This is a genomic window from Faecalibacterium sp. BCRC 81149, from assembly GCF_022750605.1.
Classification (GTDB): domain Bacteria; phylum Bacillota; class Clostridia; order Oscillospirales; family Ruminococcaceae; genus Faecalibacterium; species Faecalibacterium duncaniae.
Map to the genome: position 1 here is coordinate 87,612 of NZ_QXJA01000008.1, position 13,175 is coordinate 100,786.

The window sequence follows — 13,175 nt, forward strand, 5'->3', positions numbered from 1 at the left end:
TTGGGCGGCCTGCCGCCCCGATTTTTGATAGATGAGGTGTAACAATGTCCCTTGCTGAAAAACTCTTTGGCAGCTTCTCTGACCGGGAGCTGAAAAAGATCAATCCCATTACCAAAAAGGTGCTGGCACTGGAAACAAAGTATCAGCCGATGTCCGATGCCGAGCTGCAGGCGCAGACCCCGGCCCTGAAAGAGCGGCTGGCAAACGGCGAGACGCTGGATGATATCCTGCCCGATGCCTTTGCTGTCTGCCGCGAAGCCGCCTGGCGTGTGCTGGGCATGAAGCACTTCCCTGTACAGATCATGGGCGGCATTGCCCTGCACCGCGGCTCCATTGCCGAGATGCAGACCGGTGAAGGCAAGACCCTGGTGGCCACCCTGCCCGCCTACCTGAACGCCCTGACCGGCGAGGGCGTGCACATCGTCACCGTCAACGATTACCTGGCCAAGCGTGACAGCGAGTGGATGGGCAAGCTCTACCGCTGGCTGGGCCTGAATGTCGGCCTGATCGTGCAGGGCATTGATGGCGATGCCCGCCGCCGTGCCTACAACGCCGATATCACCTACGGAACCAACAATGAGTACGGCTTCGACTACCTGCGCGACAACATGGTGACCTATAAGGATAACATGGTGCAGCGCGGCCACGCCTTTGCCATCGTCGATGAGGTGGACTCCATCCTGATCGATGAGGCCCGCACCCCTCTGATCATCTCCGGCAAGGGCGAGGATTCCTCCAGCCTGTACACCCAGGTGGATCGCTTCGTCCGCACCCTGCACAAGAGCGTGGTGGTCGAGCTGGAAGATAAGGTGGAGGCCGATGAGCAGACCGACGGCGATTATGTCGTGGACGAAAAGCACAAGACCTGCACCCTGACCGCCAAGGGCATCCAGAAGGCCGAGGAATACTTCAAGGTTGAGAACCTGGCCGCCGCAGAGAACATGACCCTGGCCCACCACATCGATCAGGCCATCAAGGCTTACGGCGTGATGCAGAAGGATATCGACTATGTCGTGAAGAACGGCGAGGTCATCATTGTGGACGAGTTCACCGGCCGCCTGATGATCGGCCGCCGCTACAACGAGGGCCTGCATCAGGCCATTGAGGCCAAGGAGGGCGTGAAGATCGCCGCCGAGAGCAAGACGCTGGCGACCATCACCTTCCAGAACTACTTCCGCATGTACAAGAAGCTGTCCGGCATGACCGGTACCGCCAAGACGGAAGCCACCGAGTTCACCGAGATCTACGGCCTGAACATCGTCACCGTGCCCACCAACCGCCCCAACATCCGCAAAGATTACCCGGACGCGGTCTACAAGACCGTCAACGGCAAGTACAAGGCTGTCATCGAGCAGGTGCTGGAATGCCACAAGAACGGCCAGCCGGTTCTGGTGGGTACCGTCAGCGTGGAAAAGAGCGAGACGCTGGCCAGAATGCTGCAGAAGTACACCCGCGATTTCAATGTCCTGAACGCCAAGAACCACGAGCGTGAAGCCGAGATCGTGGCGCAGGCCGGCAAAAAGGGTGCCATCACCATTGCCACCAACATGGCAGGCCGTGGTACTGATATCATGCTGGGCGGCAACGCCGAGTTCATGGCCAAGGCCCAGATGCGCAGGGAACACTTCTGTGAGAACCTGCTCGACCCCGAAAAGCCGCAGGATGCCGACCCGAATGCGGTGGAGCTCCTGCTGACTGAGGCCGACGGCCACGGCGACACCAACGATGAAAAGATCCTGGCGGTGCGGAAACGGTTTGAGGAACTGTATGCCCAGTATAAGCCGGCCATCAGCGCCGAGGCAGAGGAAGTGCGCAAGGCCGGTGGTCTGTTCATCATCGGTACGGAGCGGCACGAGAGCCGCCGCATCGATAACCAGCTGCGCGGCCGTGCAGGCCGTCAGGGCGACCCCGGCGCGTCCCGCTTCTACCTGAGCCTGGAAGATGACCTGATGCGCCTGTTCGGCGGTGACCGCGTTTCCAGCCTGATGGATACCCTCAAGCTGGACGAGGATACCCCCATTGAGAACCGGATGATCACCAGCACATTGGAAAGTGCCCAGAAGAAGCTGGAAGGCCGGAACTTTGAGATCCGTAAGAACGTGCTGAAGTACGACGATGTGATGAACCAGCAGCGCGAGATCATCTATGGCCAGCGCCGCAAGGTGCTGGACGGTGAGGATATCAGCACCGAGATGCACAACATGCTGCGGGAGAACATTGATTCCAGCTGCAAGCAGTTCCTGGCCGGAGATGTGAAGGACGAGTGGGACTTTGGTGCCCTGCGCCGCCACTATCAGGGCTGGCTGACCACCGATGCCGACTTCCACTACACTGTGGCCGATTACGACAGCCTCTCCCAGAAGGGCATCGCCGATCTGCTCTACGACCGCGGAATGCAGATCCTGCAGGCCAAGGAGGTGCGGTACGGCGCACCGGTCATGCGTGAGCTGGAGCGCATCTGCCTGCTCAAGTGCGTGGACCGGATGTGGATGGATCACATCGACAACATGGACCAGCTGCGTCAGGGCATCGCCCTGCGCGGCTACGGCCAGAAGGACCCCGTGGTGGAGTACCGCATTGAGGGCTTTGATATGTTCGACCAGATGGTAGATTCCATCCGGGAGTCCAGCATCAAGATGCTGCTGACCATCGAGGTGCGGCAGGCCGGTGCTGCCCCCAAACGGGAGCAGGTGGCCAAGCCCACCGGTGAGGGCTTTGTGCCCGGCAACGGCGCACCCGGTGTCAAGGGTGCCCCCAAGGGCCAGCCTGTCCGGGTCATCAAGATCGGCCGCAATGACCCCTGCCCCTGCGGCAGCGGTCTCAAGTGGAAAAAGTGCACCTGCGCCCAGTATCACCCCGAAGGAAGCAACGGCGGGGAAAACTGAGCGACCTTAAAATCAAATAGAACGGGAGCTGACTGAAATGTTGACTGCAAAAGAACTGCTGGGCCGTGCCCAGGCGCTGGAACCCCAGCTGGTGGAGTGGCGGCGCACCCTTCACCGTCACCCGGAGGTGGGCTTTGATCTGACCCAGACCAAGGCACTGGTGAAAAAGGCCCTGATCGAGATGGGCTATGAGCCCAAGGATTGCGGCAAGGCCGGTGTCATTGCGCTGGCAGGCGGCAAAAAGCCCGGCAAGACCATCCTGCTGCGGGGTGATATGGATGCCCTGCCCATTCAGGAAGAATCCGGCGTGGATTACGCTTCCGAGGTGCCGGGCAAGATGCACGGCTGCGGCCACGATATGCACACGGCAATGATGCTGGGTGCTGCCCAGCTGCTCAAGGAGCACGAGGATGAGATCGAGGGCACCGTCAAGCTGGAGTTCCAGCCCGCCGAGGAAATCTTCCAGGGCTCCCCCGATATGATCGCCAACGGCCTGCTGGAAAACCCCAGCGTGGATGCGGCAGTCATGTTCCATGTGCTGGGCGGAATGCCCATCCCCGCCGGTGTGGTGCTGGTGCCTGCCTGCGGCGGCATCACCATGGCAAGCTGTGAGCAGTATCACATCATCGTCCACGGCAAGGGCGGCCACGGCTCCATGCCGGAAAAGTGCATCGACCCCATCACGGCGGCGGCACACATCCACATTGCCCTGCAGGAGATCAACAGCCGGGAGCTGGATGCCCACAGCTTTGGCGTGTTCACCACCGGCCGCTTCCAGGCAGGCGCGGCCTCCAATGTCATCCCGGACAGCGCGGAGATGTGGGGCACCATCCGCACCACCGACCCCGAGGGCGCGGTGACGGAGCTGCTGCACAAGCGGATGACCGAGATCGTGCAGGGGGTGGCCACGGCCTACCGCTGCACCGCCGAGATCGCCTTCAGTGATTACTGCCCCTGCATGGTGGTGGACAAGGAGCTTGCCGGCAACGCCCTGACCTATATGGGTGAGCTGCTGGGCAAGGGCGCAATGGATATGACCCCGATGACCGGCGGAAAGCCCGGCGGCGGCAGCGAGGATTTCGCGTTCGTCAGCCACGAGGTGCCCACCGTGAGCATGTTCCTGACGGCGGGCAACGCCAACGAGGGCTACACCTACGGCCAGCACCACCCTAAGGTGAAGTTTGATGACAGCGTCCTCTTTGAGGGCAGCGCGGCCTACGCCTATATGGCCCTGCGCTGGCTGCAGGAGCACAAGTGATCGGATAAAAACGAAGACCTCCTCTGGAAACAGCCAGAGGAGGTCTTTCTATATTGTGGGCAAAAAGGCCGAGCAACGGAAAAGCCTTTGCCTTATGAATCTGTCTTGTCTGCCTGCTCGATCAGGCTTCCAGGAACACTTTGCGCAGGGAGGGGTTGGTCTCCACGATCTTCACCAGCAGCACGCCCAGCACGGTGCAGCTGATGAGCTCACCGATGCCGACGGAGATGCCGTTGGTGATGCAGGCCAGCCACAGCGGGGCAGAGGAAGAAGGATCGGGGAACATGACGGCGATCTCAATGCCGATGATGACCGCATTGAAGAGCACGGGCGGCAGGGAAGGCACGATGGCCAGACCCTTGAAGCGGACGTTCCGCAGTTTGTAAGTCACAACACAGGCCAGCAGGGTGGCCAGGGTGCCAAAGATAACATCCACGATGGTGGAGCCCAGCAGGTTTGCCAGGAAGCAGCCCAGCACCACGCCCACGATGTACTCGGCACCGAACACGGGCAGCAGGCAGAGGGCCTCGGCAACACGCACCTGCACCGCACCATAGGAGAACGGCTGCAGCGCCATGCAGAGCACCACATAGAGAGCTGCGACCACAGCGCAGCGGGCCAGTTTGCGGACAGTAAAATTCTGATTCATAACAATACTCCGGCGGATGAATTTTGACCGCACAGGGACCGCCAGCCCTATGGGTTTGGCCCGGCATGGTTCGAGACACGCCGGGGAGCCTAAAATCCTAAGTTGCTCTTTCAGGTTGCCGCGCAAAAGCACAGCAAAAGGGAGTATAGCACAAATTGCCGCAAAATGCAACGGCCTGCAAACAAAAAAGAACTGCCGCGGCGGGCAGTTCTCAGAAAAAACTCAGCGTGCGTGGCCAACGTAGACCAGAGCAATGGTGTCGGGGCCGGTGTTGGCGGAAACAACGCCGCCCAGCGGGAAGGTGATGAGCGGGTCTTTGCCGAACGCCTTGCGGCAGGCCTTGATCAGATCATCCTTCTGGGGGATGTTGGTGTGGCCGATCATATAATCAAAGTCCTCCACACCCTCGCTGCGCTTTTTGGCCAGCTCCACCATGGCGGGCACGACCTTGTCATCGCCGCGCACCTTGGCCTCCACTTTGGTCTTTCCATCGATCAGGGTGATGATGGGGCGGATGCCCATCAGCTCGCCCATGACAGCGGCGGCGGCAGAGATGCGGCCGCTTTTCTTCATCTGCTTCAGGCTGTAAGGTCCGAGGACGATCTCCATCTTGTCCATCTGGGTCTCAAACTCCTGAATGACGTGGCTGATCTCCGCACCATTCTGCAGCTTGCGTGCCATCTCGCAGACATACCAGCCAAAGGGCATGGAGTAGGTGTGCGGGTCCAGCAGATGGATCCGCAGGTGGTGCTCCGGGCGCTCCTCCCGCAGCATCCCCTGGGCCATCACGGCGTTGTTGTAGGTGGAGGAGCCGCTGCGGTTGATGGGTACATGGATCACATCGGTGTAGCCCTCGTCCACATACTGGCAGTACTTTTCGCAGAACTGGATGGGGGTGATGGCAGCCGTGGAGGGAATGCCCTTGGCGGCGCGCATCTTTTCGTAGAACTCCTCATTGGTGCAGCTCTCACGCTCGATATAGTCTACATCATCCAGCAGGATGTGAAAGCCCATAATATCAATGCCGTACTTCTCGGCCAGCTCCTGCGGGATATCGCAGGAGGAATCGGTCAGGATCGCGATCTTGCTCATAATGTCCCTCATTTCCATTCGTATTCTCGCAGGCGGCCATGATCCAGCAGCTCCGGGAAATCCCACTGGCGCAGGACTTCATACACGCCCACAGCCACGCTGTTGGAAAGGTTCAGGCTGCGGCAGGTATCCCGCATGGGCATCCGGATGCAATGCTCCTGGTTGGCCGCCAGCAGTGCCTCAGGCAGGCCGGCATCCTCCCGCCCGAACACGAGGTAGGCCCCGTCCGGGTACTGGATGTCGGTGTAGCGCTGGGGCGCTTTGGTGGTAAAGTAGTAGAACGGGCCTTTGTTCCGGGCAAAGAAATCCTCCAGCCCATCATAGTAATTGATGTCGAGGTAGTGCCAGTAATCCAGCCCGGCATGCTTGAGCTTTTTGTCATCGATGGCAAAGCCCATGGGTCCCACCAGATGCAGGCGGCAGGCCGTGCAGGCACAGGTGCGGGCCACGTTGCCGGTGTTCTGGGGGATACGCGGCTCCACCAGAACGATGTTCAGGGTCGGTTTTTCGCTCATGGCGGCCTCCTCAGTCACTCCAGCTCACCGGGCAGAGCCGGGGCAGCAGGGGCTCGAACCAGACACCGTACCGGGTGTCCTGATCGGCGGGGGTCTGCTGAATGGCCAGCGAGACGAACTCGGCGGCGTTGTCGGCAGCGGCGCTCAGGGCGTTGCCCTGGATCAGCGAGCCAATGAGCACGGCACCGTACAGGTCACCCGTGCCCGGGAAGCTGCGGCTGATGTGCAGTTTTTTGATGACGAAGCGCTCGCGGCCGGAGCCTGCGCAGCCGATGTACTTGCCCAGTGCGAGGCCGGTGACCACCGCGCTGGGGGCCAGCGTCAGCAGCTCATCGGCCAGCGCCTGAGCGGAAGCGTCATCGAATGTGTCGGTCTGGGGCTCCCGCTCCAGCAGCAGGGCGGCCTCGGTGGCGTTGGGCAGGATCAGGTCTGCCCGGCGGCAGAGCCCGCGCATCCGGTCGATGAGAGCCGAGGTCACTGTGGAGTAGGCTTTGCCGTTGTCCCCCATCACAGGGTCCACCACCTTGCGGGCAGCAGGCCAGAGATCGAACGCCTTTTCGGCCAGCGCCACCTGGTCCTCGCCGCCTAAGTAGCCGGTGTAGATACAGTCAAACTCCACACCCAGCTCCCGGTAGTGCTCCAGAGCGGCCAGCCCGTAGGCGGCACCGTCCAGCCGTGCCGGTGTGCCCAGACCGCCCGTGTGGGTGGAGAGGACCACAGTGGGCAGGGCCACAGGCTGGCAGTCCATAACGGACAGCACCGGCAGGATGACCGCCAGGCTGCACCGGCCCATGCCGGAGAGGTCGTGAATGCAGAGAATTTTTTTCGGTTCAGTCGGTTTCAATAAAAAGGATCCTCCTTTGCGCCATCCACGGGCCGCACAGGGCCCAGTTTCTCAGCGTATGATACAGTATACCACATTTTGCGGGACAAAAAAAGCGCATACCGGATTCTTTACAGGAAATACTAGCCACAGCGGCAAAAAATCACACAGTGGAAAGGAGAGAGCCACATGAAAAACACAAATCGTCAGCCTTCCTCCGGCAGTGTTCTGCTGGGCATGGCGGCAGGCGCGGCCCTGGGGGCCGTGGGCACCATGGCAATGGCACAGAACCAGCGGCAGGTCAAGCGCACCGCACGCAAGCTGGCCAAGGGCGCGGAACGCGCCATGAGCCAGCTGGACACCATGGTCACGGATCTCGTGGAGCGCAGGATGGACCTGTGAGGAAAAACAAAAAGGCAGGGCCCGCGGGCTCTGCCTTTTTGCTTGCCATTTACTTCTGGTTCCAGATACACATCCGGGCGCTGGTGTTGATCTCACCCAGAACCTGCAGGTCCATCTGGATGTTGCAGGTCACAAGGACGGATTTGTTCACGTCGCTGCCGGTGAGCACCGAGGCGGGCAGGTTCTTGATGGTGAGCACCGCCGTGGCCTTGTTGAAATCACCGGTCAGGGTGCCGTCGTAGGTCACATCGCCGATGGTCAGGCCGGACAGATAGCCGGTGACACCCAGCTTGGATACCTGCATGACCGGCAGGGTCAGGGTGTAAGTGCCGTTGGCCTGCCGGGTGAGGGTGGCGGTGCGGTCGGGATCGATGCCGCTGTTGGCCATGGATTCCTTATCGGAGCGTTCCTTCCAGAATTTCACACCGACATTCTGGCTGCTGGCGGCACCGGCACTGACAGCCAGCACCAACAGCAGCACCAGCGAGATCAGCGCTGCGCCGGAGCGTTTGAATGTATTTTTCATAAAGATCAACCTTTCCTGGCCGTGCGTGTGCGGCCTGCTCTGGTGTCCTGTTGGGGCAGGACACAGGGTTTGTCAACGCCAAAATATCACGTCAGCGATAATATGTCAATCTGCTTCGTGAGCTTTTCACAAAAAAGTTTCACTTATAAAATCAAAAGTAGAAAAAATATCCGCTCCCCTGTGCGGGAAGCGGATATTGTAAAACCTCTCAGGCTCTTTGCGCCAGATCCCATAATAGGGGAGGCAAGCCGCAGGTGACGGAGAGATTACACTTCAAAATTGGGGTCGTCCTTCAGCATGTGGATGTTGGTCATGAAGGCGCTCTGCTCGGGGTCGGTGAACTCGGCCTCCTTCACATACTTGTTCAGCACAGCTGCGGTGCGCACGGGGTCGGCAATGGTGCCGGCACCGCCAATGCAGCCGCCGGGGCAGCCCATGCCCTCCAGCAGGTAGCCGTTGTACTTGCCGGCCTTGGCCAGCATCAGCAGCTTCTTGCACTCGGCCAGACCCTGTGCAGAGGCGATCTTCACCTCCATGTCGGGACGCCATTCCTTGATCTTGTCGGCAACGGCCTTGGCCACGCCGCCGGACTGTGCAAAGCCGCGGCCTGCAGCAGAAGCGTAGCACAGATCCATCTCGGCGGGATCCACCTCCAGACTATCCAGATCCAGATCCTTGGCCTCGATGATGCCGGCCAGCTCCTCAAAGGTCAGCACAAAGTCCACGTCAGAGCGGACGGTGCGGCGGGATGCCTCCAGCTTCTTGGCGGCGCAGGGTCCGATGAAGCACATACGGGTCTCGGGGTCGGCCTGCTTCATCATGCGGGCGGTGAACACCATGGGGGTCATGGTCATGGAGATGTTCTTGGCAAGGCCGGGGAAGGCGGTCTTTGCCATCATGCTCCATGCGGGGCAGCAGGAGGTAGCCATGAAGTCCAGCTTCTCGGGCACTTCCTCAAGGAAGTCGTGTGCCTCGTCCACGGTGCACAGGTCGGCACCAATGGCAACCTCCACCACATCACAGAAGCCGATGGCCTTCAGGGCAGCCTTCAGCTTGCCGGTGGAAGCCAGAGAGGGGAACTGGTTGATAAAGGCGGGAGCGACCAGTGCATAGATGCGGTCGCCGCGGTTGAAGCCCTGGATCAGCTGATAGATCTGGCCCTTGTCGGCAATGGCACCGAAGGGGCAGTTCACCAGACACTGACCGCAGGAAACGCACTTGCTGTAATCGATCTCGGCACGGCCCAGCTCGTCAGAGTGGATCGCACCCATACCGCAGGCAGCGGCGCAGGGACGCTCGGTCTTGACGATGGCATTGTAGGGGCAGACAGTGACGCAGCGGCCGCACTTGATGCACTTTTCCTGATCGATGATGGAACGGCCGCTCTCCCAGGTGATGGCCTTCTTGGGGCAGACTTCCATACAGGGGTGGGCCAGACAGCCCTGGCACAGGTCAGAGACCTTGACCAGCTTCTCGGGGCAGCGGTTGCAGGCAAACTTGATCACGTTTACCAGCGGGGGATCATAGTACTTATCGGCAATGGAAGCATCCTCCAAGCCGGAGACCACACTGTTGTGCTCATCCATGCGGCGGGTGGGCAGGCCCATGGCCAGACGGACGCGCTCCTCAACGATGGCGCGCTCTAGGAAGATGTCCTTGCGCAGCTTGCCTTCCTCACCGGGGATGATGGTGTAGGGGATCTTGCGCATCAGGTGGTTGGCCTGCTCGCCCTTGACGTTGGCGTAAGCCATCCGTGCCACCTCGGTAAACACCTGACGGCGGATCTGAATGACTGTGGTATTGATTCCTCTAAAACTCATTCCAATCTCTCCTTGTTCAGAAACAGAAAACATCCCGTCCTACACTGGACTGCGGCAGGCGGAATTTGCTTTGCTCCGGGCCGGCTGGTACCGCACCGCTGCAACCGGCGCTCCGACCCAGATATCCAGTTTTATTTTAACATAAACGGGCCTGCGTGAAAAGAGAAAATTTCAAATATGTTAAAGAATTAGCAAATAGTACAGGACGCACAAGATTTAACGAACTTTTTTAGCAGAGTGCTGCACGGACGCGCTCGCCATCGTACTCGCCCAGCCTGACGTGAACGATCTCGCCGCTCTTGTGGCCGGGGGCAGAGACCACCACCGGGATGTACAGCCGGGTGTAGCCTGTGAACAGCGTCTCGGAGAGGGGTGTTTCCAGCAGGACCTCGTCCTCGGTGCCGACATGAGCGGCCAGCACTTCCCGGCGGATCTCCTCGGCCAGTGCGTTCATCTCGCGGCTGCGGGCCTGCTTCTCCCGCTCATGCACCTGCGCCGGAAAATCATAGGCGGGGGTGCCGCTGCGGCGGGAGTAGGGGAACACATGGACCTTCAGGAAGCCGATCTTCTTGAGGAAAGCACAGCTTTCCTCAAAGTCGGCCTGGGTCTCACCGGGGAAGCCGCAGATGCAGTCGGTGGTAAAGCTGACAGGGCGCTCCCCATAGGCGGCGCGGATCTGATCCACCACCTGGGCGTACTGCTCCGCGGTGTAGACCCGGCGCATCCGGCGCAGGGTGGAGGTGCAGCCGCTCTGCAGGCTGAGGTGGAACTGGGGGCAGAGCTTTTCCACCGCTGCCAGCCGGGTGATGAACTCCGGGGTCAGCATGTCGGGGTCCAGGCTGCCCAGACGGATCCGTTCGATGCCCTCCACCTGAGCGCATTTTTCCACCAGCTCCACCAGATTGGTCCCGGTGTCCAGACCGTAGCTGGGCAGGGAAATGGCGCTGAGCACGACCTCGCGGTAGCCGGAGGCGGCCAGCTGGCGCAGCTCCTTCAGGATGCTGTCCTCGGCGCGGCTGCGCACCGGGCCGCGGGCGCGGGGGATGACGCAGTAGGCACACTGACGGTTGCAGCCGTCCTCCACCTTGATAAACGCGCGGGTGTGGGTCTCGAACCGCTCCACGGGCAGCTCCTCAAACAGTTCGCCCCGCTGGTGGGGCGTAACGGCAACGATGCGCTCGTGGCCGTCCAGCAGCTTGAGCACATTGTCCAGGATGGCCTTGCGGTCTCCGTTGCCGCAGACGAGGTCAGCCTCCATGAACTGGGCAGCCTCCTCGGGGAAAGCCTGAGGATAGCAGCCGGTGAGCACGGTCACGGCACCGGGATTTTCGCGCTTGGCGCGGCGCAGCCACTTGCGGCTCTTCTGGTCACCGAAGTTGGTCACGGTGCAGCTGTTCACCACAAAAACATCCGCTTCTTCGCCCTCCGGCACGATGGTGAAGCCAGCGCCCCGGAACATCTGCTCCAGCGCGCCGGTCTCGTTCAGGTTGACCTTGCAGCCAAGGGTATAAAAACAAACTCGCATAAAGATCCTCTCAGATAAACGGCCTCACCCTCTCCGTCAGCGCTGACGCGCTGCCACCTCTCCCGAAGGGCGAGGCTTTGGCAATCCATGCAAAGTTACTGGTTTTGTCAAAAGCTCTCCCTTTGGGAGAGCTGGACGCGAAGCGGCCTGAGAGGGTGAGCCAGCTAAAGTGTTTATAAACTCTCCTATTATAGCAGATTTTCCTCCCGTAGAAAAGGGCATTGACCCCTCTTTTTTTGCATAGAATGCAACCAGAGACTTTACGCGGGGAGGTACGAGGAATGGAACGGAGAAATTTGGCCCTGCTCTGCGCGGGGGTGCTCTGCTTCTGGCTGTTTGCGCTGGCTGTGGGTACGGCACAGGGGGCCGGGCTGCGGGTGGCCATTGGGGGAACGGGACCGGCAGTGCAGGCGGATGCCCCGGCGGTGCTGGCGGCGGCTCCGGCCAACAGCGGGCTGCAGCTGGAATGCCGGGCGGCAATCCTCATGGAGCCGGAGACGGGCCGTGTGCTCTACGAGAAAGCACCGGATGAGCGGATGCCCATTGCTTCCATCACCAAGCTGATGACCCTGCTGCTGACCTTTGAGGCCATCCGCGGTGGAAAATTGACCCTCGATACCCCCGTGCCGGTGAGCGAACACGCCTATCACATGGGCGGCAGCCAGATCTGGCTGGAGCCCGGGGAGCAGTTCACGCTGGACGAGATGCTGCGGGCCATCTGCGTTTCCTCAGCCAACGATGCCGCTGTGGCGGTGGCCGAGCTGGTGGGCGGCAGCGAGCCGGTGTTTGTGGAACAGATGAACGCCCGGGCGGCGGAGCTGGGGATGACCAACACCACCTTCCGGAACGCCTGCGGGCTGGACACCGAGGGCCATCTCTCCACGGCGCGGGATGTTGCCGTTCTGAGCCGTTACCTTCTCAATACCTGCCCGGAGCTGCTGCACTATACCGGCATCTGGACGGACAGCCTGCGGAACGGCCAGACCCAGCTGGTGAACACCAACAAGCTCCTGCGCCGGTACAGCGGCATCACCGGGCTCAAGACCGGCACCACCAGCGGGGCGGGGGTCTGCATCAGCGCCAGCGCCACCCGGGACGGCCTGACCCTGATCGCCGTGGTGCTGGGGTCACCCTCCAGCGCCGACCGGTTCCACTCCGCCACCACCCTGCTGGACTACGGCTTTGCCAACTATGCCGCTGCCCCGCTGCCCACCCTGCCGGAGCGCCCGCTGGCGTTGGCCGTAAAGGGCAGCGCCGAGGACAGCGTGCCGCTGGATTACGCCGCCCTGCCCGAGACGATCCTGACCGAGAAGGGGACGGCCTCTGCCCTGCGGGCTGAACTGACCCTGCCCGAGGCGCTGGAAGCCCCCGTGGAAAAGGGGCGGACGGTGGGAAAGGTGAGCATTTTTCAGGATGATACCTTATTGAATGAATACGAAGTAAAAGCGGCCGCGGATGCCCCGCTGCTGACCTTTGGCGGCGCGCTGGAGATGCTGTGGCAGTGCCTGCTGGGAGCATAGCGGACAAAAGAAACACATCACCGAACAAAAGCGGTTAGCAGAAACAAAGCGGCGTTGGCGGGCCTGAACAAAAGATGTCAGGACAGCCAAAAGAACACTATTAAAATTGTATGAAATCCGGGGATTTTGGCCTTGACTTTGCACGATTGGAACGGTACAC

Annotated in this window: 11 protein-coding genes and 1 riboswitch; of the genes, 4 read left to right on the plus strand and 7 right to left on the minus strand. The window is 60.8% G+C overall.

What is annotated here, in order from left to right:
- The first annotated feature begins 44 nt into the window (after positions 1–44).
- Together secA and D3F01_RS10130 are read left to right on the plus strand one after the other, a co-directional pair.
- Positions 45–2,885, plus strand: coding sequence for a preprotein translocase subunit SecA (gene secA / locus D3F01_RS10125; RefSeq protein ID WP_242888455.1), 2,841 nt, complete (start codon positions 45–47; stop codon positions 2,883–2,885).
- Positions 2,886–2,922: 37 nt separating this feature from the next.
- Entirely contained in the window at positions 2,923–4,143 is a 1,221-nt protein-coding gene (locus tag D3F01_RS10130; protein WP_242888458.1) for a M20 family metallopeptidase, read from the plus strand.
- A 121-nt stretch (positions 4,144–4,264) separates the two neighbouring features.
- Here D3F01_RS10130 and D3F01_RS10135 read toward each other — a convergent pair whose 3' ends face one another.
- The 4 genes from D3F01_RS10135 to D3F01_RS10150 all read right to left on the minus strand — a co-directional run bounded on the left by D3F01_RS10135 (position 4,265) and on the right by D3F01_RS10150 (position 7,243).
- The gene (locus D3F01_RS10135) at positions 4,265–4,792 is read right to left on the minus strand and encodes a QueT transporter family protein (protein ID WP_117533538.1); all 528 of its coding nucleotides are present in this window, start codon (positions 4,790–4,792) and stop codon (positions 4,265–4,267) included.
- A gap of 7 nt (positions 4,793–4,799) precedes the next feature.
- Positions 4,800–4,900: riboswitch (PreQ1-III riboswitch) on the minus strand.
- Between the two features lie 114 nt (positions 4,901–5,014).
- Positions 5,015–5,902, minus strand: a complete 888-nt coding sequence (locus D3F01_RS10140; protein ID WP_097770848.1) for a DegV family protein — start codon at positions 5,900–5,902, stop codon at positions 5,015–5,017.
- Complete coding sequence (locus tag D3F01_RS10145) at positions 5,893–6,399, minus strand: tRNA (cytidine(34)-2'-O)-methyltransferase (RefSeq protein WP_035394116.1); 507 nt, start codon at positions 6,397–6,399, stop codon at positions 5,893–5,895. The genes D3F01_RS10140 and D3F01_RS10145 overlap by 10 nt, the downstream gene beginning before the upstream one ends.
- 10 nt (positions 6,400–6,409) lie before the next feature.
- Entirely contained in the window at positions 6,410–7,243 is an 834-nt protein-coding gene (locus tag D3F01_RS10150) for a bifunctional hydroxymethylpyrimidine kinase/phosphomethylpyrimidine kinase (RefSeq protein ID WP_242888460.1), read from the minus strand.
- Between the two features lie 168 nt (positions 7,244–7,411).
- Here D3F01_RS10150 and D3F01_RS10155 point away from each other — a divergent pair, with 168 nt between their 5' ends.
- Positions 7,412–7,624 carry a hypothetical protein gene (locus tag D3F01_RS10155; protein WP_005932932.1) on the plus strand — a complete coding sequence of 71 codons (213 nt, stop codon included), beginning with the start codon at positions 7,412–7,414 and terminating at the stop codon, positions 7,622–7,624.
- Positions 7,625–7,673: 49 nt separating this feature from the next.
- On the opposite strand, the gene D3F01_RS10160 is transcribed toward D3F01_RS10155, so the two are convergent.
- The 3 genes from D3F01_RS10160 to mtaB form a co-directional block, all read right to left on the minus strand.
- On the minus strand, positions 7,674–8,150 hold the full coding sequence (locus tag D3F01_RS10160) for a hypothetical protein (protein WP_005932934.1): 477 nt from the start codon (positions 8,148–8,150) through the stop codon (positions 7,674–7,676).
- A gap of 266 nt (positions 8,151–8,416) precedes the next feature.
- Positions 8,417–9,970 carry a 4Fe-4S dicluster domain-containing protein gene (locus D3F01_RS10165; protein ID WP_242888462.1) on the minus strand — a complete coding sequence of 518 codons (1,554 nt, stop codon included), beginning with the start codon at positions 9,968–9,970 and terminating at the stop codon, positions 8,417–8,419.
- A 229-nt stretch (positions 9,971–10,199) separates the two neighbouring features.
- Positions 10,200–11,495, minus strand: coding sequence for a tRNA (N(6)-L-threonylcarbamoyladenosine(37)-C(2))-methylthiotransferase MtaB (gene mtaB, locus D3F01_RS10170; protein ID WP_097770851.1), 1,296 nt, complete (start codon positions 11,493–11,495; stop codon positions 10,200–10,202).
- A 281-nt stretch (positions 11,496–11,776) separates the two neighbouring features.
- Between mtaB and D3F01_RS10175 the strand changes: the two genes are divergently transcribed.
- Positions 11,777–13,015 (plus strand): D-alanyl-D-alanine carboxypeptidase family protein, encoded by a 1,239-nt coding sequence (locus D3F01_RS10175; RefSeq protein ID WP_242888464.1) that lies wholly within the window; start codon positions 11,777–11,779, stop codon positions 13,013–13,015.
- Positions 13,016–13,175: the final 160 nt, after the last annotated feature.

What these genes read in the sequence shown, in the direction of transcription:
- D3F01_RS10145 (WP_035394116.1), bottom strand. Translation starts at nt 6,399, where the DNA reads ATGAGCGAAAAACCGACCCTGAACATCGTTCTGGTGGAGCCGCGTATC.
- secA (WP_242888455.1), top strand. Translation starts at nt 45, where the DNA reads ATGTCCCTTGCTGAAAAACTCTTTGGCAGCTTCTCTGACCGGGAGCTG.
- D3F01_RS10175 (WP_242888464.1), top strand. Translation starts at nt 11,777, where the DNA reads ATGGAACGGAGAAATTTGGCCCTGCTCTGCGCGGGGGTGCTCTGCTTC.
- D3F01_RS10135 (WP_117533538.1), bottom strand. Translation starts at nt 4,792, where the DNA reads ATGAATCAGAATTTTACTGTCCGCAAACTGGCCCGCTGCGCTGTGGTC.
- mtaB (WP_097770851.1), bottom strand. Translation starts at nt 11,495, where the DNA reads ATGCGAGTTTGTTTTTATACCCTTGGCTGCAAGGTCAACCTGAACGAG.
- D3F01_RS10155 (WP_005932932.1), top strand. Translation starts at nt 7,412, where the DNA reads ATGAAAAACACAAATCGTCAGCCTTCCTCCGGCAGTGTTCTGCTGGGC.
- D3F01_RS10160 (WP_005932934.1), bottom strand. Translation starts at nt 8,150, where the DNA reads ATGAAAAATACATTCAAACGCTCCGGCGCAGCGCTGATCTCGCTGGTG.
- D3F01_RS10130 (WP_242888458.1), top strand. Translation starts at nt 2,923, where the DNA reads ATGTTGACTGCAAAAGAACTGCTGGGCCGTGCCCAGGCGCTGGAACCC.
- D3F01_RS10165 (WP_242888462.1), bottom strand. Translation starts at nt 9,970, where the DNA reads ATGAGTTTTAGAGGAATCAATACCACAGTCATTCAGATCCGCCGTCAG.
- D3F01_RS10140 (WP_097770848.1), bottom strand. Translation starts at nt 5,902, where the DNA reads ATGGAAATGAGGGACATTATGAGCAAGATCGCGATCCTGACCGATTCC.